The sequence below is a fragment of the Embleya hyalina genome, from assembly GCF_003967355.1.
Taxonomy (GTDB): Bacteria; Actinomycetota; Actinomycetes; order Streptomycetales; family Streptomycetaceae; genus Embleya; species Embleya hyalina.
The window spans coordinates 132,715-157,515 of record NZ_BIFH01000013.1 but is presented as its reverse complement, the minus strand read 5'-3'; the positions used below and the strand labels follow the sequence as shown (position 1 = coordinate 157,515).

Annotated in this window: 19 protein-coding genes and 1 pseudogene; 18 read left to right on the top strand and 2 right to left on the bottom strand. The window is 69.9% G+C overall.

What is annotated here, in order from left to right; translation table 11 throughout:
* Positions 1–30 precede the first annotated feature (30 nt).
* Positions 31–987 carry a hypothetical protein gene (locus EMA17_RS00755; RefSeq protein WP_126634873.1) on the bottom strand — a complete coding sequence of 319 codons (957 nt, stop codon included), beginning with the start codon at positions 985–987 and terminating at the stop codon, positions 31–33.
* 384 nt (positions 988–1,371) lie between these two features.
* Positions 1,372–2,886, bottom strand: coding sequence for a hypothetical protein (locus tag EMA17_RS00750; RefSeq protein ID WP_174861279.1), 1,515 nt, complete (start codon positions 2,884–2,886; stop codon positions 1,372–1,374).
* A 515-nt stretch (positions 2,887–3,401) separates the two neighbouring features.
* Between EMA17_RS00750 and EMA17_RS00745 the strand changes: the two genes are divergently transcribed.
* The 18 genes and pseudogenes from EMA17_RS00745 to EMA17_RS51535 all read left to right on the top strand — a co-directional run.
* Positions 3,402–4,022 carry a DUF6668 family protein gene (locus EMA17_RS00745; protein WP_126634872.1) on the top strand — a complete coding sequence of 207 codons (621 nt, stop codon included), beginning with the start codon at positions 3,402–3,404 and terminating at the stop codon, positions 4,020–4,022.
* A 6-nt stretch (positions 4,023–4,028) separates the two neighbouring features.
* Positions 4,029–4,361 carry a hypothetical protein gene (locus EMA17_RS00740; RefSeq protein WP_126634871.1) on the top strand — a complete coding sequence of 111 codons (333 nt, stop codon included), beginning with the start codon at positions 4,029–4,031 and terminating at the stop codon, positions 4,359–4,361.
* A 57-nt stretch (positions 4,362–4,418) separates the two neighbouring features.
* Positions 4,419–5,222, top strand: a complete 804-nt coding sequence (locus EMA17_RS00735; RefSeq protein WP_126634870.1) for a DUF8175 domain-containg protein — start codon at positions 4,419–4,421, stop codon at positions 5,220–5,222.
* A gap of 115 nt (positions 5,223–5,337) precedes the next feature.
* On the top strand, positions 5,338–6,933 hold the full coding sequence (locus EMA17_RS00730) for a hypothetical protein (RefSeq protein WP_126634869.1): 1,596 nt from the start codon (positions 5,338–5,340) through the stop codon (positions 6,931–6,933).
* Entirely contained in the window at positions 6,933–8,432 is a 1,500-nt protein-coding gene (locus tag EMA17_RS00725; RefSeq protein ID WP_126634868.1) for an SCO6880 family protein, read from the top strand. Before EMA17_RS00730 ends, EMA17_RS00725 begins: the two co-directional genes overlap by 1 nt.
* A gap of 52 nt (positions 8,433–8,484) precedes the next feature.
* A complete protein-coding gene (locus EMA17_RS00720; protein WP_126634867.1) occupies positions 8,485–10,065 on the top strand; it encodes a putative type IV secretion/conjugal transfer ATPase in 1,581 nt (526 codons plus the stop codon).
* A gap of 1 nt (position 10,066) precedes the next feature.
* Entirely contained in the window at positions 10,067–10,954 is an 888-nt protein-coding gene (locus EMA17_RS00715) for a hypothetical protein (protein WP_126634866.1), read from the top strand.
* A gap of 51 nt (positions 10,955–11,005) precedes the next feature.
* Positions 11,006–12,760 carry a type IV secretory system conjugative DNA transfer family protein gene (locus tag EMA17_RS00710; protein ID WP_246126371.1) on the top strand — a complete coding sequence of 585 codons (1,755 nt, stop codon included), beginning with the start codon at positions 11,006–11,008 and terminating at the stop codon, positions 12,758–12,760.
* Complete coding sequence (locus tag EMA17_RS00705; RefSeq protein ID WP_126634865.1) at positions 12,757–13,296, top strand: DUF4913 domain-containing protein; 540 nt, start codon at positions 12,757–12,759, stop codon at positions 13,294–13,296. The genes EMA17_RS00710 and EMA17_RS00705 overlap by 4 nt, the downstream gene beginning before the upstream one ends.
* Positions 13,297–13,318: 22 nt before the next feature.
* On the top strand, positions 13,319–13,498 hold the full coding sequence (locus EMA17_RS00700; protein WP_126634864.1) for a hypothetical protein: 180 nt from the start codon (positions 13,319–13,321) through the stop codon (positions 13,496–13,498).
* Between the two features lie 44 nt (positions 13,499–13,542).
* Positions 13,543–14,703 carry an NlpC/P60 family protein gene (locus EMA17_RS00695; protein ID WP_126634863.1) on the top strand — a complete coding sequence of 387 codons (1,161 nt, stop codon included), beginning with the start codon at positions 13,543–13,545 and terminating at the stop codon, positions 14,701–14,703.
* 1 nt (position 14,704) lies between these two features.
* On the top strand, positions 14,705–15,367 hold the full coding sequence (locus EMA17_RS00690; RefSeq protein ID WP_126634862.1) for a hypothetical protein: 663 nt from the start codon (positions 14,705–14,707) through the stop codon (positions 15,365–15,367).
* Positions 15,368–15,601: 234 nt separating this feature from the next.
* The gene (locus EMA17_RS00685; RefSeq protein ID WP_126634861.1) at positions 15,602–17,077 is read left to right on the top strand and encodes a hypothetical protein; all 1,476 of its coding nucleotides are present in this window, start codon (positions 15,602–15,604) and stop codon (positions 17,075–17,077) included.
* Positions 17,078–17,236: 159 nt separating this feature from the next.
* Positions 17,237–19,885: a fibronectin type III domain-containing protein gene (locus EMA17_RS00680; RefSeq protein ID WP_126634860.1), complete on the top strand. Its 2,649-nt coding sequence runs from the start codon at positions 17,237–17,239 to the stop codon at positions 19,883–19,885.
* Positions 19,886–19,970: 85 nt separating this feature from the next.
* Complete coding sequence (locus EMA17_RS00675; protein WP_126634859.1) at positions 19,971–21,005, top strand: AAA family ATPase; 1,035 nt, start codon at positions 19,971–19,973, stop codon at positions 21,003–21,005.
* Complete coding sequence (locus tag EMA17_RS00670) at positions 21,005–22,186, top strand: DUF58 domain-containing protein (RefSeq protein ID WP_126635506.1); 1,182 nt, start codon at positions 21,005–21,007, stop codon at positions 22,184–22,186. Before EMA17_RS00675 ends, EMA17_RS00670 begins: the two co-directional genes overlap by 1 nt.
* Positions 22,183–24,459, top strand: coding sequence for a transglutaminase TgpA family protein (locus EMA17_RS00665; protein ID WP_126634858.1), 2,277 nt, complete (start codon positions 22,183–22,185; stop codon positions 24,457–24,459). Before EMA17_RS00670 ends, EMA17_RS00665 begins: the two co-directional genes overlap by 4 nt.
* Positions 24,456–24,801, top strand: a pseudogene (locus EMA17_RS51535) (hypothetical protein); the annotation flags it as partial. The gene EMA17_RS00665 and the pseudogene EMA17_RS51535, both read left to right, overlap by 4 nt.

Here is a 24,801-nt window from a genome sequence, read left to right as displayed (position 1 = left end):
CGCCCGCGTTCGCGGATGCGGACGGTCCGCTCAGCGGCGCGGGCAACCTCGGGTGGCCTCGGTGTGCGAACGCTCGAAGAAGGTTCGGCCGCCACCGTAACTCCACGGGAGGTGGAAGCCGTGGTGGTCGGTGGCGTCGAACCGCATCGCGAGTTCGGACCAGCGCTGCGACTTGGCCAACGCGTAGCCCAGCGCGCTGTGATCGGACAGCGCGCTCGGCCGGCGCGGCGAGCCGTCGACCGGGTAGCGGTCCAGCGCGGTGTCCAGATCCCGCTGCCGGGACTCGGCGAGCCAGAAGGCCGTGTCGTCGGCGGCGCCGTCCCCGTTGCCGTGCGTGTGCAGCGCGTACTCGATGTGCGCCTCGACCACGAGGATCACCAGGGGCGAGCCGTCGGGTGCCTCGGCCGCCGCCGTGCGGGCGAACGTGTACATCTCGTCGTGCGATCCGCACCATTTCTCGCACAGGTACTGCAATGCCGCGTCGTGCCCGGCGCGGTGGTGCGGATCGCGCTCGCGCAACGCCGCCCATCGGGAGTCGAACACGTCGCGCGCGACGCCGAGTCCGCGGCAGACCCACAACCACGAGACCCATGGGGTGGGATCGTCGCCGGCGGCCTCGGTCGCGAGCAGGCAGGCGCGGTCGGCGTCGGCCGACAACTGCCGAAAGTCGGCGAATTGCCGTCCGCCGGTGAGGCTCGCCTGCTTCGCGGCGCGCGCGTTCCAGGCCGCGCGCACCATGGCGGCGGCCATCACCACCAGCGGGTCGGCCGATTCGGGGCGCTCGGCGCGCCACTTCCACACCCATTCGGGGTGCATCGCGGCCGCCTCGCCCAACGCGGTCACGGCGACCACCCGCCGCGCCCAGTCGCGTCCCACCCGCTCCAATAACGCGGCGGCCGGCGTGAAATCGCCGTCGCGCGCCAGGCCCCGCGCGACCGCGCGGATCTCGGCGTCGTCGAGCGCGGCGTCCGACACGAACACAGGCACCGGCGCCGACGACCGCGACGACGTGAAACGACCCCAAGCTGACATGGGCAAGGATCCTATGCGTCATTCCGACCCTCGGTCAGGGGGAGCGGGCGGGAATCGACGAAGGTCTGCCCCGGGCGCACGCGAACACACGTGGCGGCGCTCCCGGACCCCGGCCGTGCGGCGGCGCGAGCCGGAACACCGGGCGTCGGGGCGGTGGTTGCGGCCGGCCCCGGATCACGCGCCCGACGTGCGGAAACAGTGGCGGGTTCGAGGCCGTCGAGCGGCCCGGGACCGGTCGGCCCCGAGCCGCGGGACGGTGTCGCGTCGGCCACCGGAATCCCGGCGAAAGCCGGCGCCGGTTCCGCGCCTTCGACCGACGCGACCTCGCCGTCCCGGGATTCAGGTTCGGCGCGATCCCCGTCGACGCAGGAACAGCACCGTCATGCCGGCGCCGAGCAGGAGCGCGGCGGGCAGTCCCGCCCAGAGCAGCGGGCTGCCGAAGGCCCCGGATTCGTCGTCCTTCGCGGACGAGTGCACAAGGTCGTGTTCGGGGCGGATCGGGCCCTTCGAGGCCGGGTTTCCCGTGGACGGTGTCCCGCCCGCCGGCGGCTTCGACTCGCGCGCGGAATCGAGAGGCTGCGTGCTTTGCGCGTACGTCGGGCCGGATTCCTTGGTGCCGGCCACCGACACGTCGACCGCCAGCGACCGCGACTCCCCTTCGCCCTGGGCGGCCACGGCGATGTAGTACCAGCCGGGGAGCATGTCGGCCACCTCTTGTTGCCGGTCGCTGCGGTTGAGGAAGCGCACCGGGCGGGTGGCGAAGGGGTCGACTCCCTTGGCGAAGATGTGCTCGGTGTCGTGGACACCCCACGCGTCCTGGGCCAACTGCTCGCGAACCGGATTGTAGAAGTGGGTCTGCACTCCGACGATCTCCTTCCCACCGCCGACCCGGGTCTGGAAGGAGAGGCTTTGGCCCCAGTCGAGACGGACCCGGTAGAAGACCCATTCGCCCGGGGCGATGGTGTCGGTGTAGTGGCCGGAGCCGGGCAGGCTCGCCGCCGAGGCGAACGAACCGCCGCCGGGCGCGGGTCGATCGGGGCCGCCGGGTTCGGTGTACTGCGCGATGCCGCCCTCGGCCGGGCCCCGGTCCAGGGCCTGGGGTTCGAGCATGACCTGGAGTTCGAGCGGCACCGGGGGCCCCGTTCCGCGGCGGGTCACCGAGAAGACCTGGCGCCCGGGTCGCGCGCAGCCGTTGCCGCCCTCGCCGGACGCCGTCCACCGCACGGACGCCGTGACGACCTTGGACAGGTTTTGATCGAGCCCGGTATCCGTCTTGCAGAAACTGGTGCCGCGCTCGCCCAGTTGCTTCACGTCCAGTGCCTCGAGGCCCTTGACCTTGCTGACGGTGGTGCCCGAGACATAGGCGGTGTAACCCGCGGGCACGTCCACGGAGTAGTACCCGACCTCCTTGTCCGTCATCTCGTCCAGGTAGTTTCCGGGAGCCAGGACCGCGGCGCGAGCCGGATCCGGTCCGCCCTGGACCGCGACGCCGGTCGGCTCGTAGCCGCGCAGTGTGCGCCGTGTCATCGGGGCGAGTTCCCGTCCCGGTGCGGCCGGGTCCGGAGCGTCGGCGTACATCGCGCCGGAGGCTCGCGCGACGCAGGCCGATCGTTCGCGGGCCTCGGGGTCGACCGCGAAGCCGATGGTGTGCGTACGCGTGTCCGGGTCCTGGGCGGTACCCGCGGGTCGAACCACGGCGACATCACGGCAACCGCCGGCCATTTCGGTCGCGGAGCCGCTTTGCCCGGTGCCGTGCGCCATCGGTCCCGGCAGTGAACCTTCGGGCGCGATCGCCAGCGTCACCGCGAGCGCGGCGGCGGCGGCCGAACAGGCCGGGAGTGCTCTCGGTCTCATGCCCGGGAATGTAGATCGAATCGCGGTCGCCAACAAGCCATTCGCAGGCGGGAACCCGGATGGCCGCAAGATGCCCCTTTGCTCGCTTTTCGGGGGATCGTGTGGATGCGGACCACCCGACACCTCCGCGCCTGGTGGCGGCACGTCCGTCGGTCGTGCTCCCCGCCCGCGCGGCCGGAGCCGGCCTTATCCCATTTTCCCGCGCCGGCGGAGATTCACTGTGCACATCGAAACTCGAATTCGCCGATTCCCCGCCTTGCCAGTGCAATCTGTAACCGAGAAATCGAATCAGCCTCCGCTCGCGCTCTTGTACTCTTGCCGAGAGAATTCGGCCCGACCGAGCCGGTCCTCGGATGCGGGCAGGGGAGAAAAACCGACACGTTCGAGATATCACCCGTCCAAGGTGCAGTGGCGTACACCTGCGTGCGGCCGTCCGGGACGGCAGGCACGTTCGAGTCGTGTGGGATCAGCATTCGACGGCAAGCCGATCCAAAAAGTTCGAGGCTGGAGGTGCGATGAGCAAACCGACGGTAACCAATCCGTGGATTACCGCCACCGTCGCCGCCGGCCCCGAAACGCCCGAGGTCTCGGACACGCGGCCCTCCCCGCCGCCGGCCACGATGATGCCGACCCGCCCGCATCCCGGCGCGGTGCCGCCCCCGCAGGACGGTGGTCTGCCGATCCGGCACCTGCACCCGAACGAGCAGGCGCCGTGGTGGTGGCTGGGCTGTCACGGCGGCGCGGGCGTCGGCATGCTCGACGCCACCTTCCCCGCCGGTCGCGACGCGCATCGGCACTGGCCGGTCCCCGTGGACGGCACCTCCGCGTCGGTCCTCCTCGTGGCCCGGACCAATGTCCCGGGTCTGCGCGCGGCCCAGACGGCCGCCCGCCAGTGGGCCTCGGGGGCGGTGCCGCAGGTGCGGCTGCTGGGACTCGTGGCGGTCGCCGACGCACCCGGCACACTGCCGAAACCGTTGCGCGACCTGGTGAAGCTCGTCGCGGGGGCCTTTCCCCGCACCTGGGCCATCCCGTGGATAGAACCCTGGAGATTCGGCGAGACCCCTCCGGTCGCCCAACTCCCGAAATCACTGGCCAGGTTGGCCGGCGATTTAAGTCACGTCGTTGCGAGAAACTGAGGCCCCGTGGTGAAATCCACCCTGCTGAATTCGTTTCACGATCTGCACCTCTGGGTGACGGACGACAAGTCCCCGCCGCCGGAGCCCCCGGGCAAGAACATGCCGACGCCGAAGAACTATACGCCCCCCGGTTCTCTCACGGACGGCATCGCCAAGGTCGCGGGCCTGGTCTCGTACGGCATTCTCGCTTTCTCGTTCCTGGTCGCCCTGGTGTGCACCGGCATGATTTGGAAGGCGCACAAGGACGGCGGACAGGCGTCCTTCGTCGGGCTCGGCATGGCAATGCTCACGGTGATCGTCTCCGGAAGTCTGGCCACGATCTTCAACTACATCACCTGAGCCACGGAATCGAAGACCCTCGCACAGTGATCCGCGGCCCGATCCGGAGTAAAGCGCATGGCCTGGTTGAGAAAGGAACAGTCGGCGTCGAGTGGATACGACGACGATGAGGGAAGTCGCTTCGCGCAGCCCGGCTTCATCGCATCCGCGCTCGTCATTCTGTTCGTCATCCTCAGTGCCGTCTATCTCGCCGTCGCGGGAAACGATGGAAAGCCCCGGGCAGCCGCGTCGCAGCCCCCCGCCGCGCCCGGAATCGCCCCGGTGACCCTCGGACCGGTACGGGAAGGCGGCGCGCCCGCACCGAAGGGTTGCCCGTTCATCCCGGCCGCCGAGATATCGCGTCCGGTGCGAGCGCCGGCCAACATCACCTGGCAGTCGTTTCGTACCGTCTCCGTCCCCGCATCGTCGATCGCGGGGCCGATGATCATCCAGGGCGACGTGGCGCATTGTTATGCCCAGACACCCACCGGCGCCCTGGTGGCCATCGCGCAGATCAGCACGCGCTACGCCTTGGCCGAGAACTGGCTCACCGTGGTCAACCAACAGGTGCTGCCGGGTCCCGGGGCGGACGCCTACTCGCTTCCCCGGATCGAGAAGGAACTGGTCCACGGCAGCGCACGCATGCCCGAACCCGGCAGCATGTCGCAGATCGCGGGATTCAAGTTCGTCAATTACAGCTCCCTGTCCGCGTCCGTGGAGATCGCCCGTCGCCGTCCCGACGGCTCGCTTCAGGCGTTCGTGCACACGGTCGTCTGGAAGGACGGCGACTGGAAGCTGGAGCTTCAGCCCGACGGCGGCGATTCGCCCACCGGCCGGGATCTGATCTCACTTGAGGGATTCGTTCCCTGGGGGGGCTCGTAGCCACGTGATTCGGCACATACGACGGCGCGCGCGGGGCAACTCCCCACGCGCTGCCCACAAGACACGACGCGGTCGGTTCATCGCGGTCCGTGTGGCCATAGTGGCCGGTCTGCTCATGTCCTTCTTCGCTCTGCAGAGCGAGCACCCCAGCAGTGCCGTGGATAAGTACGACAAGACGTGTGTGTGGTTCCCGGAGAACGCGGCGGGGTCGGCCTGGTCGTTCTACTGTCCGAGCGACGACAAGACCAAGCCCGAGGACGAGCACGGCCAATGGAGCGTCTTCCAGCTCCTGGGCGGCGATCGCAACACGATGGACTTCGCGTTGGCGAAGTGGCGCTCCGACAAGCTCAACCTGACCGGCAAGGCCTTGGCCGCGGCCGGGCCCCAGAACGTGCCCAATACCTTGACTCGGGAACAGAACGAGTCGTTCATGCTGGAGGGTGCGGAGAAGGCGCTGAATCCGTGCGCCATCATGGACGGCAGCTGGGGCGGCGGCGGCGAGAAACACAATGTCGTCTGCGTCGACGTCCGCGCGGATCTGCTGGCGAAGAAGCATCCGTGCTCGCGTGCGCCGGAGAAGTCCCGGGCGCTGTGCATCCAGGAACACGACGTCTGGCTCGAGTACGCCAAACCGGCGGCGGGTGACCTCCCGACCTGCGACGCGGGGTCCAAGGTGTCGACCTGCCCCGACGCGAACGTCGTCACCCAGAACTCGCAACGCAAGACCGAGGACGACAACTTCCTCTCCAAGCCCATCACGTTCATTCGTGAGCAGAGCAAGGTCGCCGTCCGGTTGACCCTCCTGTGGTGGGTGACCGCGCCGGATCCGCTGATCAGCGACGATCACACCGACTGCGACCCGACCAGCGAGAAGCAGACCGACCGCACGAAACCGGTTCCGTGCAGCCGGAACACCACCGACTTCCTGACTCGACACACGAATCCGTTCACGTACTTCCTGGCGCTCGCGTGCGTCATCTTCGCCGGATTCAAGCTCGCGTACACCCGCGACGTGAGCTCGGTGAAGGACGTCATCAAGGGCACGCTCACCCTCGTCATGGTCACCGGCAGCGCGATCTTCCTGGTGAACGTGGCGGTCAGGGCCTGCCAGGCGTTCACGGACTGGATCATCGTGCGCGGACTCAGTCCGGAGGCCGACGGCACGACCACCTCGCAGAAGGCACTTCAGGGAGCCGCGGACCGATTCGCCCAAAGCCTGGAGGGCTTCGACTCGTTCGTGCTCTTCCTCCTGGCCGCGTTGATCATCATCGCGTCCAACATGGTCCAGTACTTCTACATGACGGCCCGATTGTTCTTCGTGATCGTGCTGACCGGGACCCTGCCGCTGACCGCGGCGGCCACCTCGACGGCGGCCGGCCTGAACCTGTTCCGGCGGCACATCTCGTACCTGGTGGCCTTCATCTTCGTCAAGCCCGCCTCCGTGATCATCTTCGTCGCCGGCGCCCGACTCTGGGCACCGCCGGGCTATGAGGCGCTGGACTACAACGACCAATTCCGGGGCCTGTTCGTACTCGCCCTCGTCACGCTGGTCGGTCCGGCGACCGTCCGGGTCGTCTTCGCCATGACCGGCCCGGCGGCCGGGTCCAACGCGGCCAACATCGGTGCGGCCGGTGCCGTCCTCACGGTGGGCGCGAGAAGCGTCGGAGCGGCATCGAACCTGGTGCGGCACCGATCCCAAGGGGGCAACTGATGAGCAACATCACCAACCAGGACGTCCGTACCTACGGGAACTGGCAACGGCCGATCTCCCCCGGCCTCGGTCGCCTGGGCTTCATCGGGACCGCGGCCGGCATCGCCGGTCTGCTGCTGGTCATCCTCGTCATGATGGTCTCGTTCGTCGGCGCGATCATCGTGGGCGTGCTCATCGCCCTGTCGCTGGTGCCGATGGTCATGCGGGACAAGCACGGGCGCAACGGCCTCCAGTGGGCCGTGGCCCGGGTCTCCTGGGGCGCCGGCAAGACGCAGGGAGCCCACCTGTACCGCTCGGGGCCGCTCGGTCGGGTCCTTCTCGGTACCTGCAAGCTTCCCGGGCTGGCCGCCGGATCCAAGCTCTACGACGCGCACGACGCCTACGGCCGGCCGTTCGCGATCGTCACGATCCCCGCGACCAACCACCACACCGTCGTGCTCACGTGCAGTGCCGACGGCGCCTCCCTCGTGGACCCCGAGCAGGTGGACATCTGGGTCGCGTACTGGGGCCAGTGGTTGTCGCAGATCGGCCACGAGCCCGGCCTGGTCGCGGCTTCGGTGACCATCGAGGCGGCCCCGGACACGGGCGAACGGCTGCGCAAGGAGATCGAGTTCAACATGAGCGACGGTGCGCCCTCGCTCGCCAAGCAGGTGCTGGAAGAGGTCCGTGAGGCCTACGGAACGGGGTCGGCGCAGATGTCGACCCGCGTCGCGCTCACCTACTCGGGGGCCGCGCGCGGCGCCCGCGCCAAGCGCTCCGCCGAGGACATGGCGGTCGACCTGGGCATGCGCCTTCCCGGCCTGTGCAGCAGCCTGCAGATGACCGGGGCCGGTCCGGCCCGGCCGATGACCGGTCGGGAGTTGACCGAACTCGTCCGGGTCGCCTACGACCCGAGCGTCGCCACGTTCATCGACCAGGCCCGTTCCGACCCGAAAAGCGATCTGCGCTGGGACGACGCCGGCCCGACGGCGACCGAGGAAAGCTGGGGCCACTACCGGCACGACAGTGCCTTCTCGGTCACCTGGGCGATGTCGGAGGCGCCTCGTGGCGAGGTCTACTCCAGCGTCCTGACCCGCCTGGTATCGCCGCACCCGGACATCATGCGCAAGCGCGTGACGCTGTTGTATCGGCCGCACGACCCCGCGACCTCGGCCCGGTTGGTCGAACGCGACCGCAAGGACGCCATGTTCAAGGCCAAGCAGTCCAAGCTCGGCAACGCCCGTGACTCGATCGCGGTGCAGGCGGCCGAACAGGCCGCTCGTGAGGAGGCGACCGGCGCGGGTCTGGTCCGGTTCGCGATGCTGATCACCGCGACCGTCAACGAGGCGGCGGACATCAAGCTCGCGGCGTCCGCGGTGGACAACCTCACCGCCTCTTCCCGGATTCTCGTCCGACGGGTCTACGGCTCCCAGGCGTCCGCGTTCGCGGCCGCGCTCCCGCTGGGTCTGGTCCTGCCCAATCACCTCAAGATTCCGCAAACCCTGCGCGAAGCGATGTGAGCAGGCCCGGTCCCCGGCACACGCACTTCGAGAACCAAGGGAGTTGAGCCCGTTGACGAGTGACACCTCGCTCGGTGGTGGCCCCACCTTCGACCAGTCGGTGTCGGCTCCGTCGTCGTCGGCGTCCGCCGAACCCCGAGGGCGCCGGGGGCGGAAGGCGAAGAAGCAGGCGAACAAGAGCACCGACGCGCTGCCCGGGCCGCTGATCCGTCGCCCCGGACCTCGCGGCTACCGCGGCTGGGGACAGGGCACGCCCGGGTACGTCGAGACCCCGCCGGAGTGGCGGGGCACGACCGTGCAGGTCTGCGGTCTGTGGCCGTTTGGGGCCGGTTCGGGCACGCCCGGTGTCGGGGTGCCCCTGGGCCGGTCCCTGGCGGGTGGCGCGACGGTGTGCTGTGACCCGATCAGTTGGTTCACCCGGGCCAACCTCCTGCTCAACCCCAGTGAGTTCGTGCTGGGCAAGCCCGGTCTCGGCAAGTCCACGATCGTGCGTCGGCAGGCCCTGGGGCTGGCCGGGTACGGCGTCAGTCCGGTCGTGTTCGGCGATCTCAAGCCGGACTACGTGGACTTGATCCAGGCCCTGGACGGGCAGGTCATCTCGCTGGGACGCGGACGCGGCTATCTCAACGTGCTCGACCCCGGGGAAGTGACCGAGGCCGCCGCGCGGCTGCCGCTCAAGGCCCGGCAGGCGCTGCTGGCGGAGGCGCACGGCCGGCGGCTGAACGCGGTGGCGTCCCTGGTCACCGTGTTGCGCGGACGGCCGCCGACCGACCGTGAGGAGAGCATCCTCAACACCGCGTTGACGGTCCTCAACGACCGCCACGAAGGCGTACCGGTGATGAAGGATCTCGTGCGGCTGTTGCAGGACGCACCCGAGGCCGTCCGCGCGGTGGCACTCGACCGCGGCGACATCACCCGCTATCGGGACATCACCGAGGACCTGGAGGCATCACTGGTGGGTCTCCTGGGCGGCGGCCGGCTGGGCGAGTTGTTCGCGCACCCCACCACCGAGGCCATGCACCACGACCGCCCGGTCTGCTTCGACGTCAGCAGCATCGACGACTCCGAGGGTCAACTCCAGGCCGCCGCCCTGCTCGCCTGCTGGAGCTACGGATTCGGCGCGATCTCGGTGGCCCAGGCCCTGGCCGACGCCGGACTGGAGCCGCAGCGGCACTACTTCGTCATCCTCGACGAACTCTGGCGTGTGCTGCGCGCAGGCCGGGGCCTGGTGGACCGGGTCGACGCGCTGACTCGCCTCAATCGCCAGCGCGGTGTCGGGATGGCGATGATCACGCACACCATGTCCGACCTGTTGGCGTTGCCCGCCGAAGAGGACCGGATGAAGGCCAAGGGCTTCGTCGAGCGCGCCGGCATGGTGATCTGCGGTGGGCTGCCGGCCGCGGAGATGCCGCAGTTGACCGAGGTCGTGAGCATGACCGAGTCGGAGCAGCAGATCATCACCGACTGGTCCACTCCTCCCTCCTGGGACAGCGAACTGGGCACCGACTCGGCCCCTCCCGGTCGAGGGAAATTCATGATCAAGGTGGGCGGCCGGCCCGGAATCCCCGTCCAGGTCGAGCTCACACCCTCCGAGTTGCGCATCAACGACACCAACCGTAAATGGACCACGTGACATGGCCGGTCGAAAGCTGCGTGGCCCCGACGCCGGGGCGAGGCTCGGCGCGGTCGTGGGCCGGTTGGTCCTGGTACTTCTCGCGGTGGCCTCGGTCCTCGTGTGGAGCGGTCCGTCCGCACAGGCCACCGACTACCCGAACACTCCCGGCAGTCCGACGATCTGCCTCCAGGTTCCCAAGGATCTCCAGGGGGTCTTGTTCCGCATCTACTGCCCGGGACAGATCGCCTTCGACATGTCCAATGACGCCGACGGCTGCAACGGGAGCAGTAGCGACGTCCACTATCAAAACATTCCGGACGGCGATCCCTTCAACGCCCTGCACAACCTGAAGCCTCCGTGGTGCAAGGCGGGAGACGCCAGTTTTCTGGACCACTGGCTCCTGGAGGGCAAGCACAAGAAGAACGGGCATCCCGATCCCGGGCGGATCGAGGAGAATCCGTGCGACGCGATCCCGAAGGACAACCGGGCGGGCTGCGCCGACATCAGACAGTCGAAGTACCAGGATCTCACCACCCATCCGTGCCTGTGGAAGAACCCGGCCACCGGCAAGCCGATCCTCGAGGTCGAGAAACAGTCGTATTGCCTGCAGGACAATCCGTGGTTCACGGACGGCTACAAACCCCCGGGCCGAGGTGACAAGAACGCCTACGACGCCGCCGACTATTCGGCTCCCCCCGAGGTCACGGGACCGCTGATGGAGGGTGCGGGGTGGATCAGTTGGGCCTGTCTGGTGGGCTGCTTCTTCAGCTCTTTCTGGCTGCTCTTCCAATTCGTCGGCGCCCGCCGCTCCGGCACGGAGATGGCCCACGGAACCATCTACGTGTTCGTCGGAACCCTGATCGTCGGCAGCGCCTCCTCCATCGTTCAATTCGTGATCATCGTATGACGTTCATTTCCCACGGCGGGCATCGCCGACCATCGAGAGGAGCCTCGTGACGTGAGTGCCACCAATAACAAGCGCGGCCCCAATCCCTACGGCGACATGTACATGATCCTCGCCGTCATGGGCGTGCTCATGGCGGTCACCGGGGCGATGTGGGTGGGAGCCACGCTCACCAGGGCCGAGACCGACCTCGCGCCGCCGCCCCCGCCGATCATCCTGCTCGGCCTGGTGCTGGAGAAGTACACCTGGCCGGGTACCGGTGCCACCGTGATCAGCGTCGTCCTGTGCCTGCTCATGGCCGCCGTGACCGCCGGCGCGACCTATCTCGTGGTGGTCTATCGCCGCCGCCTGCTCGTCATCGATCGGGCCATTCCCTACCTGGCCACCCCACGCGAACTCGGCGCGTCCACGACCAAGGGAGTGCGGCGCAAGGCGGACCAGTTCGGCGTGTCCCAGGCCGAGGCGCCCGGCCTGTACATCGGCAAGACCGTGCGCCAGGGGCTCGACGTCTGGGGCTCGTGGGAGGACATGCACGTGGACATCTGGGGGCCGCGCACCGGAAAGACCACGTCGCGGGCGATTCCCAACATCGTCGCGGCGCCCGGTGCGGTGGTCGTCACCTCGAACAAGCGCGACATCGTCGACGCGACCCGGGCATCGCGGGCCCGGCGCGGCAAGGTCTGGGTGTTCGACCCGCAGAACCAGGCCGGCGCCAAACCCACGTGGTACTGGGATCCGCTGTCCTACGTGGGCGGCAGCATCACGCTCGCGGTCAAGATGGCGAGCCGCTTCTCGGGCATCAACCGACCCGGACACGCGCGCAGCGACGCCTACTTCGAGCCCGCGGCGGAGGACCTGATCGCGCACCTGCTGCTCGCCGCGTCGATCAGCGGGAAGACCATCACCCAGGTGTTCACCTGGCTCACCCGCCCCACCGACGACACTCCCGAACGCATCCTGCGCGACGGCGGACACCCCGCCTCGGCGGACGCGGTGGATTCGGTGATCACCGCGCCGGATCGCCAGCGGGCCGGTGTCTACGGCACGGCGGCCCAGATCATGTCCTTCCTCGTCGCGCCGACGGTGACCGCGTGGATCGAGCCGGGCGACAACCCCAACCGCCCGGCGTTCGACTACAAGGCGTTCGTGCGCGGCGGGGACACGCTCTACATGCTCTCGGAAGAGACGAACAAGATGGCCGCCCCCCTGGTGATGGCCTTCACCGCAGCCATCGCCGAGGAGGCCGAGAACACCGGACGCGACTGTCCGGGCGGCCGGTTGCCGATCCCGATGCTCTTCGTGCTCGACGAGGCGGCGAACGTCTGCCCCTGGAAGGCGTTGCCGGACAAGTACTCGCACTTCGGTTCGCGCGGCATCGTGATGATGACCATGCTCCAGTCCTGGGCACAGGGCGCCGCGGCGTGGGGCGACGTCGGCATGGCGAAACTGTGGGGCGCGGCCAACGTGCGCGTCTACGGGGGCGGCGTCCTGGACACCAAGTTCCTCGGCGACCTCTCGGCGGCCTCCGGCATCTTCGAGCCGGGCACCAGGAGTTACTCCCGCAAGTCGACCGATTTCTTCGAGAGCAACGTCACCAAGGGCTCCCGCACCGAGCCCGTGCTCGATGTACCCGACCTGGCATCCATGCCGCGCGGTCGCGCCTTCGTGCAGTTCAGCGGCGCGAAACCGGCGTTGATCCGCACCGTCCCGTGGTGGGAGACCGCGTACGCCGACGAGATTCGTGAGTCGATAGCCGAATTCGATCCGGGTGCCCAGAACTCGCCCGTGGCCCTCAAGAAGGTTTCATGAACGATCCCGGCGAATCCGAACCGCCCGTGGGCCGAGACGACCCGAACGAGGCGGCGCCGCGGCCCGAGAAGCTGTTCTTCTCCTCGGTGGAGGTGTTCGTCACCGAGTATCTGGCGCCGCTGCTCCGACGCCGGCTGAACCGGTCGTTGGCCGTGTGGTGCCCCAGTTGGTGGGCTCATCCGGAGGCCGTCGCCCGACTGACGAGCCTGTGGCGGGCCTTCGAATACCTGCGCCGGGACGCGGCGTTGGGCAGCTCGATCTGGTGGACCCACCATGCCGACCCGCACCTTCGTGTGCTCATGGATCCCGACATCGGGCCGTTCGCCGTCTGCGATCCCAGGGACGGCCACAGCGGCAGCCCGTTGCCGGCCCTGCCCCTGACCCCCGTTCCGCCCGGATTGCTCGACCACCCCGGGTTCCGGGTCGAGGAATCGCTCTTCGAGGACATGCGGCGGCGGGACGAGCACGAGGAGCCGCGGGAACCGCGGACCGGATATCCCAAGGACAAGGTCCTGAACAAGAACATCGGCTTCTGAGCCACGAGGAAGGGGAGCCGTCATGGCCGACGAGACCGGCGTCGAGGACATCCTGAAATCCGTCTACAACGTCATCGGGGAAACGATGGGCAGGGCGGAACAGACGATGGACGTGGTGGGTTCGACGTTGCGCCTCGGTGACTTCGTCCCGGGGCTGTCCACCGCCGCCAAGCTGACCAAGGGAATCGCGACCGGGAAATAACCGGGCCGTTCGTCGAACAACACACAAGGGGCGGGGAAAGGGCGATGAGCAAGAAGAAGAGGAAGACCGGGCTGATCCTGGGCCTTTTCTCGGGGAGCTTCGTGGCCTTCGTCGTCCTGATGGCGACTCTCATCGCCGCCGTCACGAACCCGCTCAACATGGCCAAGGGTTTCCTGAACATGGCCTTCAACGTCAACGCCGTTCCGGCCGCGTTCAGATCGTTCGTCGCGCAGACCGGAAACGTGTGCCCCGAGGTGACTCCCACGGTCGTCGCCGCGCAGATCGATCAGGAAAGCAGTTGGCGACCGAACATCGTGAGTCCGGCGGGCGCCATCGGGCTGAGCCAGTTCATCCCCACGACGTGGGCGACCTGGGGCGGCGGCTATCCCCAGACGGACCCCCGGGCCAACATCATGGCTCAGGAGCGCTACGACTGCTATCTCGCCGGCGAGGTCCGCAAGATCCAGGCGGGGCAGTACAAGACGTGCACGATGACCATGCACGGCAGGGTCTACACCAACGCCGGGCCCAAGGCCGGCGAGACGCGCGGCGATGTGTTCGATCTGATGCTCGCGTCCTACAACGCGGGCCCCGGCGCCGTCTGTTACTACCGGGGAATTCCGCCGTGGAACGAGACCCAGGGATACGTCCCCGGGATCAAGAACATCATGAGCAAGTACTCGGCGCCGCAGGTGAAGAACGCCGTGTACACGGGCGACAACAAGACACTCGCGGGACGCGCCGTCAATGTCGCGAGGCAGACGATCGGCAAGTATCCGTATTCCTGGGGAGGCGGCACCTTCACCGGCCCCAGCGAGGGATTCGCCCAGGGCGCCGGGATCGTGGGATTCGACTGCTCCGGCTTCGTGCGATTCGTCTTCTACCAGGCGTCCGGCGGGGCGTTGAAGCTGCCGCGTACCACGGGTCCCCAGTCCGGTGTGGGCCAACGGATCCTCTCCTCGGTCGGCCCCCCGAGCAGGGCGGAGGAAGCCAAGATGCAACCGGGGGACGTCATCTTCTTCACCTCGGGCAGCGCGGTCGGCACCGAGGCCACCCACCACGTAGCCCTGTACGTCGGGAACTCGACGACCATCAACGCCTACAAGACCGGCACCATCATCAGGGAGGACCCCTTCTCCCGGTTCTCCAGGTCGGACGTCTGGACGGTCCAGCGCTATTCCGTCGCCACCACGGCGCAGGCCTGAGATGCGTAGGCCCGCGGTACTGCTGACGTCACTGACGCTGGTCGCCACACTCGCCGGATGCGGCCTCGGCGGCGGCGGGAACGCGGGGGACGCCCACTCCACGGGGCGGCCCTCGGCCCCCGGCCGAGGACCCGGCGGGACGGCGAGCGCGCCCGCGACCTACCCGCAACCCTCCGTCTCCGCCTCTCCGTTGCCGGCGCTCGTGGGCCGTACCGGCACACCCTCCGCGTCGCTGCCGGCACCGGCCGGGGTCGACGGCACAAGCGCGATCGCCGTGGCGCAGGCCGCCGTGGTCACCATGTGGACGGTGGACACCGAACTCGACGCGACGCAGTGGGACGCCGCGCAGCGTGCCGCGCCGTTCCTGACACCGAAGTACGCGGAGAGCCTGCGGTTGAGTCCGCAGGTGGCGGGGCCCGGCGGGGTCTGGCTCGCCTGGGCCGAGCACAGGTCCGTCACCGCCGTGACGGCCGCGTCGGCCGACGACCTGGGCAAGCCGGAGGACACCGAGACCACGGCCTTCCACGCGTTCACCCTGACCATCACGCCCAACGGGCGGGACGGCTGGAAGGGTTCGGCCACCACGATGACCGTCTTCGTCTCGCTCGAGCGCGCTTCGGCCGCCCAGTCGTGGAAGGTCTCATCGGTACGAGCCGTCGACTGATCGGTCGAAACCGACGATCCCGGTGAGGCAGTGCACAGCCGTCGTCCGATGGCGGTATCGGCTTGCCCAGTCGAGGGTTGGAAAGGTTGTCGGCCCCATGGCGACGGCCTAGCGTCATCAGGGAATTCGACGGCGTCCAGACGCCGATCTCGGACATCGAGCACAGCGCAGGAGTACACCTTGGCCTCTCGGCGTGTCCTGAGACGCCGCCGGGCGCTGTCGACGCTCGCCGCGATGCTTGTGACCCTGGGCGCGGCAACCGGCTGCACGTCGTTCGGCGGTGAGCAACCATCACCCGAGGAACACAACCCCGTGGCCCCGGCGGCGGTCGGCGCGGCCACCTTGTCGGTGCCGCCGACCTTCGACGGCAAAAAGGGCTGGCGCAACGAGGAAACCAACCGCGTCTATGCGGTCGCGCCCCGGACCGGTTACCTGCTCGACGTGTTCGCCGGGAGCGACGAGTTCCCGACCCGGCCGGAATCCTCGGCGAGCGCGGCACCCGCCCCCGCGACGACCGCCGGCGGGAAGCCGAACGGAACCGTCGTGATCGCCCGCGGCGCGGACAAGGGCACCGTGGTCTGGTCGTCCGCCCCCTTGAAGAGGTTGCAGATCGCGCGGCCTCCGCTGCTTCGGGTGGTGAACACCGCGGTGGGCGAGGTCGCGGTCCTGGTGCGCTTCGGCGTGGTTCCCGGCGACGGCCTCGTGCGCTCGCGCCGACTCACCGTGGTGGACACGTTCCCGGTCTCCTCGTCGGGCAACGCCGTGGCGTCGACGCAACATCTCGAACGCGAGACCCCCGGCGACTTCGGCGCCGTCGCCGTCTCGATCGGCGACGGCGGCGTGCTCTTCCAGGGCAACCGGGTGGAGGACGCCTCGGAAGGCGTCATCGAGGCGGATCCCGCCACACTGTGGAATCCGACGACGGGCGCGAGCAACACCGTGCCCGCCGGGAACCGGCGTCGATCGACCGTGTGCGACGAGGCCGACGGCGACGGCTGCACCGTGCGGGACGTGCCCGTGTCCACCGTCGCCGGGGGCGTACTGACCGCGGAGATACCGGCCCGACCCCAGGGTCGATTCGGTCTCGTCGGCGGCTGGAGCAGTTCCGAGATCGGGCCCGAGGGACGCACGCGCGCAACGCTCCTCGGCACCCTGCCGGGCGCGATGGTGATCGCCTGGGCGGGCGAGGCCGGCAAGCCGACCCTGTACGCCGCACACGATCCCGGGTCGGGCGCGCTCCTGTTCTCCGGCCCGTGCCCCGCGCCGGGTGGTGGCGAGGTCGACCCACAGGGGTTGCGATCGTCCTTCGCCGCCGCCCCCAACGGGCGCTACGTCGTGGCGGGTTCGCTGGCGCTCGACCTGTCCGCACGCACTCTCGCGTGCCTGGCCGGCGACCACGACCGCCGGGGCGTCGCGCTCGGCGCGGTCGGTGACGACGGCATCGCGTTCGGCTCGTTGCTCGCGGACGGACAGGCCCCTCGCGCCGAGGACGAGGCGGAACCCGCCAAGGAACCGGCGGTCGTGAATCTGGCCACGCGTCGGATCGATCCGCTTCCCGCGCAAACCGCCGTCCCGGATCTGCTCACGGCGTCGGGCACGGGGTTGTTCACGCTCTCCGTCCAACGCGAGGAGGACACCACGTCATCGGCCGCGATCGCGATGTATCCGGCGGCCGACGCCTCGCCCGCGAGCGCCCCGCCCGCGAAGTGAGTCCGTTTCCCACCGCTCCAGTGGCCGGTCCCGCAGGGGGCCGGCCGGCACTTCCGTCACAGCATCCGAAGCAAGCGTCGACGTTCACGTCGGCCGACCCCGGCCGTGTACTCGATACCCAAGGATCGTGGACCGGTCCGTGTTCCAGGGAGAAGCCCCATGTCCCAGCGCCCAGCGCCCGACCCGCCGACCCCGTCGTCGGCTCGGGAACCCGATCCCGAGCCGCAGTCCGTCCCGCCGCGTGAAAGCCGCCTGTCCCGCGTCCCCGGGCTGTCCCGCCTGCGCCTGGACCGCAACCGTCCGACCGCGATCGTGGCGATCGGCGCGGCCGTCTCGGTCATCGCCGCCTCGGTCGTGGTCGGCATCGGCGCGGCCGGTGCCGACTCCGACCTCTCGGACGTGGGCGCGTGGCTGCCCAGCGGCTCCAAGAACCTCGTCGTGCACGTGAACGGCCTGACCGGACGGGTCGACGCCCGGATCACCCTGCCCGGCGGCCAGGACCCCACCACCTTGCAGGTCAGCACGGACGGCAAGACCGTCCTGGTGCTGAACCGCAAGACCGGGCAGCTCAACCAGATCGACCCCCGCCAACTCACCGTCGCCCAGACCTCGCCGGACGGAACCCCCAACCAGGACATCGCCACCGGGGGCGGAAACGCGTGGCGGATCAGCCCCGGCAAGGGGGAGGTGCAACGCATCGACCCACGACCGACCACCGACGCCGGCAACGCGCTCGGCTCGTTCGCCACGATCGGACCGCCGATCGTGTTCGAGGACGCCCAGGGCGGGCGCATCCCGCTGGGCAAGAGTCAGGCGGACGCCGACGGCACGCTGTGGGTACCGCTGTCGGCCACCGGTGAGGTGGTGCCGATCCGAGGCTCCGACCGAGGCGCGCCGATCAAGGTCGCCGAGCCCGGACATCCGCTGCTGTTGACCCTCGTCAAGGCCGCGCCGCCGGGCAACGAGGGCGAACGCAAGTCCGGCGCCGACCGGGTGGTGGTCACCGACGTGACCGCCGGCAAGGCCATGACGCTCACCCAGACGAGCGTCGCGAGCACCTTCAAGCTGCCGACCGACCTGACCAAGGGAGCGCCCGACAGGTTCCTGGTGCCCGGTGTCAGCGAGGGCGCGGTCGTGCCCTTCCTGGCGTCCGACACCGGCTCGTTGGCCCTTCTCGACATCAACAGCGGTTCCGTCCAGGCGGCTCCGATACAGACGCAGAAACACACCTACGGAAGCCCGTCGGTGCTCGGCGCCAAGGTCTACGTGCCGGACTTCGACACGGGCGCGCTGCTCGTCTACAACACGGTCCAGGCCAGGTTCGAGGAGCCGATCAAGGTCACCGGCACCAAGGGCACGCTGGAGACGTACGTCAACAACGGCCTACTCTGGGTCAACGACCAGAACAGTGCCGAGGCGGCGGTCGTCGACGTCCAGGGTCGCATCCATCGGATCGGCAAGGACGGCGAACCCGGCGCCGACGGCGTGCCGGGCGACCAGGCCACGCCCACCTTGACCAGGCCGCCGGGCGCCGGCGCGACCTCCGCTCCGCCCTCGACTCCTCCGCCCTCGCAACCGCCCGCCGAGGACCAGCAGTTGCCGGGCGCCGGCGAGGCGCCGCCGCAGGACGTGCCCAGCGACGATCCCTTCCCGCCGCCGCCCACGCACGACACGAAGCCCAAGCCCGATCCTCGGCCGCCCACGAACGAGACGCCGCAGCTGCCGGTGCCGCTGCCGAGCAACACCACGCCGGCCGACCCGGTCGAGACCCCCAAGCCGCAACCGACGAAGACGGCCGGGACGCCCACCGCCCCGGGAACGGCGTCCGCGACCTCGTCCGCGCCGGGCACGACCGAGCCGACCGGCACCACGAGTCCGACCGGTACCACGAGCCCGACCGGTGGCACGAGCCCGACGGGCACCACCCCGCCCTCCAGCACCCCACCGACCACCCCGCCCGAGATGAAGGCGCCCGGCACGCCCAAGGCCACGTCGAGCCAGGGGAAGATCACCCTGACCTTCAGTCCCTCGGAAGGCGCCAAGCCCACCCGGTACACGCTGGGCAACGTGACCGCCGGTCTCAGCGTCACCCCCGACGCCGTCGCTCCCGGCGGCACGATGAAGTTCACCGTCTCCGGGGGTGAGTGCGGCAAGGAGTACAAGTTCTTCGTCAGTGCCGAATTCGCCGGCCAAAAGACGATGAACTCCGGTTGGTCCCAACCCATTCAACCGTGTGTCAAGCCGCCCAAGCCGGAGAACGTGAGCGTCACCGTGGCAAGCGGCGGGCACGGCGCGACGCTGAAGTGGACACTGGCCAAGGGCGCCGACCCCAAGACCACCTACCAGGTGAAGATCGGCGCGAACACGTACGCCGTCTCCGACACCACGTACGTCGCCAAGGGCCTCAAGAACAGCCAGAAGTACGCCGTCACGATCACCGCGAAGAACGCGGCCGGCAGCGGCTCCGCCACCACGACGATCGACCTGACGCCGCCGAAGCGGAGTTACAAGGTCGGTCCCAACCGGAACAACTCGATCGGCATCGGCATTCACGCCGGGCCACGGATCGACGCCGCCACCCGCAGGGGTGAGATCGGCAGCAACTACACCGGCACCATCACGGTGCATTGCCAGACCATGGGCCAGAACGTGACCCGCACGGCCACCAACGTGCACAGCGCCGTGTGGGACCGGGTCGACTACTCCGGGCCGGGCAAACCCGCCTCGGGCTATGTCAGCGACCTGTACGTGCGAACCCCCAATTCCGACAGCGGGAGGTTCTCGCCTCCGCTGTGGGAGTGCGAGTAACACCCCGGCTTCACCCATCGTGTGATCACTCGCGGGCGGCGGGTTCTCTCGCCCGTCGCCCGCCGTTCCACCCATCTGGAGCACCGTGACCCAGCTCGCCACCCCGGCGAACGGCAACCAGCCGGCCGAGGCCCCCCAGTTCCACGCCGGCGACGCCCTGCGGCTGTTCCGAGAGTGCTTTCGCGCGCTCGGAGACAACATCGAACGTGTCGTCGTCGGCAAGCGCGATGTCGTGGACCTCGCCCTGATCGCCCTGTTCGCCGAGGGCCACCTGCTCGTCGAGGACGTGCCCGGCACCGGCAAGACCACGCTGGCCCGGGCGATCTCCGCGTCCATCGACGCGTCCTGGCATCGCATCCAGTTCACTCCCGACCTGTTGCCGTCGGACATCACCGGTGTGTCGATGTTCCGCCAGACGACGAACACGTTCGAATTCCTGCCCGGACCGGTCTTCGCCCATGTGGTGATCGGCGACGAGATCAACCGCGCCTCGCCCAAGACCCAGTCGGCGATGCTCGAGGTGATGGAGGAGGGCCGGATCACCGTCGACGGGACCACCCACGAGGTCCCGCGCCCGTTCATCGTCATCGCGACGCAGAACCCGGTGGACATGTCCGGGACCTATCCGTTGCCCGAGGCCCAGCTCGACCGCTTCCTGATGCGGGTCACCGTCGGCTATCCCGACCTCGCCTCGGAGATCGCGGTCGCCTCGGGCGCGGGTGGCGGGGCGACCATCGAGGGCCTGCCCGTGATCGCGACGGCGCGGCACATCCAGGAGTTCGTCCAGGTGGCCCGGCACCGGGTCGGCGCGGCACAGCCGGTCGTCGACTACGCCGTGCGGCTGGCCCGTGCCACGCGCGAGAACGCGCACACCCGGCTGGGCGCCGGGCCGCGCGGCAGCGTCGCCCTGGTCCGGGCCGCGCGGGTGCGGGCCGCGGCACAGGAGCGCAACCACATCCTTCCCGAGGACGTCAAAGCGCTGGCCCGACCGATCCTGACCCACCGCCTGCTGCTCGCCCCGGACGCCGAACTCGGTGGTGTCACGGCCGCCGACGTGCTCGACGAGATCCTCGACCGGGTGCCGGCGCCGCAGCCGACCGCTGCGAAGGGCCACGCTTGATGCTCTCCACCGGCGGTCGCGGAATGCTGGCGGTCGGCGCGGTCCTGTGCGGGGTGGGTTGGGGGCTCGGGTACGGCGAGGCCCGGGTGTTGGGGGTCGCCGCGTTGGCCGCGGTCACCCTCGCACTGGCGTGGACGGCACCGCGTCCGTCGGTACGGGCCCGGCGTACGGTCGTTCCCACCAAGGTCGCGCGCGGCGACGCCGCCCACGCGGTCGTCGTACTGGTCAACACCGGTACCCGGCCGCTGCGCGGGCTGCGTGCGGAGGACCACGTCGCGGGTGAGCCGGTGTATCCGGCCACGCTGCCGGCGGTGCCCCCGGGGGCCGAGGTCGGCGCCCGCTACCCGCTGCCCACCCATGTCCGCGGCCGGGTCTCGGTCGGCCCCATGTCGTTGGTGCGCGGCGATCCGCTCGGCCTGAGTCGACGCGCGCGCGAACACGGCGCGGTCGAGACCCTGTTGGTCCGACCGCGCACCGTTCCGTTGCCGGTGTTGCCGGCCGGCCGCACACACCACCTGGAAGGACCCACGTCCGACACGGCCGAGGACGGCACGCTGACCTTCCACTCGTTGCGCGAGTACACCCTCGGCGACGATCTGCGGCGCGTGCACTGGCGTTCGACGGCGCGTACCGGGGTCATGATGGTGCGCCGCATGATCGACGTGAGCCTGCCGGCGACCACGGTCGTGCTGGACACCCGCGTCGGGTCGTACGCCGGCCGACCGCCGTGGTCGACATCGGCGGAGACGTTCGAGGTCGCGGTCGAGGTGGCCGCGTCGGTGGCCGCCGCGGTGGCCGGAAAGAACTTTCCCCTGCACGTGTTCACCGGCGCCGGGCCGCTCACGGGCGCGCGGGATCGCCAAGCCGGTTCCGGACGCCTGCTGGATCTGTTCGCGTTGGTCGAAGCCGACGCGGCGCACTCGCTGCGCGACACGTTCGAGATCCTGGAGCGCGGTCGCGACAGCGACACGCTCGTGGTGGTCACCGGCGTCGAGTCGGCCGCCGAACTCGAGGCCCTGGGTCGGGTGACGCGTCGTTTCGACCGGGTCGTGGTGATCCGGGTGGCCGCCCCCGCCGGCCCGCCGCCGGCCGCGCTGCCGCTGCCGGCGCGGGTGACCGGGCTGCTGGTCACCGACCTCGAGGAACTCGCGCGCGCGTGGCACCGCGAGGCGGTGCGATGAGCGGCCCGGGTATTCGCCGTCGCGGGTGGTCGCTGGTCGCGACCACGTCCGCCGCGCTGTGTGTGGGGTTCGCGTTCCGCCGGGTGTTCGGCACCGGCGAAGTGATGCTCACGGCGGCCCTGTCCGCGATCGTGCCGACCATCGTGGTCCTGGCCTGCTCCGGCGGCCCCAAACGTTTCGTGACGGACGCGGAGAAGGCCCGGGCGACACGGCCGTTGTGGCCCTCGCTCGTGCTGTCCGCGCTGGCCTGGATTCTGGTCGTCTCCGCCTCGCTCTTTCGCGACCGCGCGGTCGGGCACGTCCTTCCCACTCCCTCGGGCATGCGCGACATCGCCGCCGCCGTCGTCGACGCGCCCAAGTCGATCCTGACCACCGTGCTGCCCGCGCCCACCGACGGGGAACTGCTCGTCCTGGTCTCCGCATGCGTTTGGGTCGCGGCCCTCGCGGGCGCCGAACTCGCCCTGCGCACGGGTACCGTGTCGCTGCCCGCGCTACCCGCGCTGCTCGCGCTGATCGTCCCCGTCGTCCTGGGCGTCGGCGGCCCCGGTTCCAATCTCCCGGTCGTGGTCGCCATGATCGGCGCGATCGGACTGCTGCTGTTGATCCGGGCGCCGGAACGGCTGCCACCTCTGGGCACGGCTCTGGTCGGCGTACCGATCGTGATCGCCCTGGCGTGTGTCGCGGCCCTTCTCGGCCCCAACCTGCCCGGCACCCGCACCAGGCGCCCGCCCGATCTGCGCGACCTGGTCGCGCTGCCGCGGCCGGAGCGGTTGACGGGCATCAGCCCGCTCGATCGCATCTCCGCGTGGCTGATGTCCCCCGACCAGCCGATGTTCAGCGTCGACGGGCCCAGTGCGCCCGATCGTTACTGGCGGCTGACCGTGCTCGATCGCTACGACGGGTCGAGTTGGTATCCGGTGCGCAACCTGCGCGCCACCGCCGGCCGCGTCCCGGAGTCGCCCGACGGCCGACCACCCGTGCTGTCCACGGTGGTCAACACCGTGACCCTGCGCGACCTCGGCGACATCTGGCTGCCGGGCACCGACCGGCCCACCGAAGTGGACGCACCGGGCCTGCGGTTGCGGGTCGATCCGGACAGCGGGGTGATCGCGAGCGGCTCGGGCCTGCGCTCGGGCACGCGCTACCGGATCGACACGCGCGTCCCCGCACTGGATCCGGACCGCCTCCAGTTCCTGCCCGCGGCACAGGATCCCGCGAACACGGCCCTTCCCGAGAGCGATGCGACGGGACGGCCGATCCCGGCCCTGGAATCGCTGCGGGCCAAGGCCACCGTCGCCACCTCGGGCAGCACCTTCCCGTACCAGCAGGCACTGCGCCTGGCCCAGTGGCTGCGCGCCAATCACCGTTACGACATCTCCGCGGTGCCCGGCCACTCGTATCGCAACCTCCAGTTCTTCCTGGAGACCACCAAGGAGGGGACGTCGGAGCAATTCGCCACCGCCTTCGCGGTGATGGCACGCACGCTCAATCTGCCCAGCCGGGTGGTCGTGGGCTTCTCGGCCGGACGCGAGGGCGCGAACGGTGTCCGGGAGGTGCGCAGCGGTGACATCGTCGCGTGGCCGGAGGTCGAATTCGAGGGGGTCGGCTGGGTGCCGTTCTTCCCCACGCCCGGACAGGCCACCGACTCGGGCGCCCGCAAGCAGGCTCCCGAGCAGAAGACGCCCGCGACCAGTGCTCCGGCCAAACCGGTCACCCGTGCGGAGAAGGACCGGGAGATCGCCGGGCAGACGCGCTCGGGCCCCGCGCCGGACACCGCGACCCGCAGCGCCGCGCACCGGGACGGGACCCGGTGGTGGCCGTTCGTCGCGGCGGGCGCGGGTACGGGCGTCGTCGGGTATCTGGCCGCGGCCGGGATCGGCCCCGTCCTGGCCCGGCGCCGACGTCGCCGGGGCGATCCCCGCGAGCAGGTCATCGGTGCCTGGCGACAGATCAACGACGACCTGTTGGGTGCGGGGTTGCGTACGAGCGGGTCGCTCACGGTCGGCGAGATCGCCGAGTACGGCGCGACCCGGCTGCCCCCGGAGGCGGGCGCACGATTGCCCGGACTGGCCTCCCTGGTCAACGACATCGCCTATGGGGATCGCGGGATCGAACAGGCGGACGCGGATGCCGCGTGGCGGGATCGGGCGATCGTGGCGGGCGCCGTGCGGCGGATCGACGGCCGGCCTCGCCCGCACGTCCGGGCCTACCGCAGGATGCGCCCACGTTCGGTGGCACTGGTATTTCGATCGCCCGACAAAGGACGAGAGTGAGTTCTGACGTGACCATCGACCGACTCGACACCTCGGACCCCGCGGACCCGACCCGGAGCGACCCGTCGAGCGGCGGGCCGACCCTGCACGAGCCGAGGTGGTGGAGCCTGGTCCGCGACGAGGCGGCGGCACCGCCGCAGGAGGCGCCCGCGGCGGTCGAATCGGGTCCGACGGGACTCTTCGTGCCGCCGGCCGTGGCGGCCGACGCGGGGCGCACGCAGTTCATCGCGGCGATCGGCGCGGTCGAGTCGGGGGCATCGCCGGTGGCGCCCGCACCGGTCGACATCGAGGCGGCACGGGAACAGGCGGCGCCGGCGCCCGAGAACGACGAGACGACCTCCG

Bases quoted from the DNA above. Each gene is read 5' to 3' on its own strand.
- EMA17_RS00690 (WP_126634862.1), top strand. From the start codon at position 14,705: ATGCGTAGGCCCGCGGTACTGCTGACGTCACTGACGCTGGTCGCCACA.
- EMA17_RS00750 (WP_174861279.1), bottom strand. From the start codon at position 2,886: ATGAGACCGAGAGCACTCCCGGCCTGTTCGGCCGCCGCCGCCGCGCTC.
- EMA17_RS00735 (WP_126634870.1), top strand. From the start codon at position 4,419: ATGGCCTGGTTGAGAAAGGAACAGTCGGCGTCGAGTGGATACGACGAC.
- EMA17_RS00730 (WP_126634869.1), top strand. From the start codon at position 5,338: ATGTCCTTCTTCGCTCTGCAGAGCGAGCACCCCAGCAGTGCCGTGGAT.
- EMA17_RS00695 (WP_126634863.1), top strand. From the start codon at position 13,543: ATGAGCAAGAAGAAGAGGAAGACCGGGCTGATCCTGGGCCTTTTCTCG.
- EMA17_RS00745 (WP_126634872.1), top strand. From the start codon at position 3,402: ATGAGCAAACCGACGGTAACCAATCCGTGGATTACCGCCACCGTCGCC.
- EMA17_RS00680 (WP_126634860.1), top strand. From the start codon at position 17,237: ATGTCCCAGCGCCCAGCGCCCGACCCGCCGACCCCGTCGTCGGCTCGG.
- EMA17_RS00725 (WP_126634868.1), top strand. From the start codon at position 6,933: ATGAGCAACATCACCAACCAGGACGTCCGTACCTACGGGAACTGGCAA.
- EMA17_RS00670 (WP_126635506.1), top strand. From the start codon at position 21,005: ATGCTCTCCACCGGCGGTCGCGGAATGCTGGCGGTCGGCGCGGTCCTG.
- EMA17_RS00715 (WP_126634866.1), top strand. From the start codon at position 10,067: ATGGCCGGTCGAAAGCTGCGTGGCCCCGACGCCGGGGCGAGGCTCGGC.
- EMA17_RS00685 (WP_126634861.1), top strand. From the start codon at position 15,602: ATGCTTGTGACCCTGGGCGCGGCAACCGGCTGCACGTCGTTCGGCGGT.
- EMA17_RS00665 (WP_126634858.1), top strand. From the start codon at position 22,183: ATGAGCGGCCCGGGTATTCGCCGTCGCGGGTGGTCGCTGGTCGCGACC.
- EMA17_RS00700 (WP_126634864.1), top strand. From the start codon at position 13,319: ATGGCCGACGAGACCGGCGTCGAGGACATCCTGAAATCCGTCTACAAC.
- EMA17_RS00705 (WP_126634865.1), top strand. From the start codon at position 12,757: ATGAACGATCCCGGCGAATCCGAACCGCCCGTGGGCCGAGACGACCCG.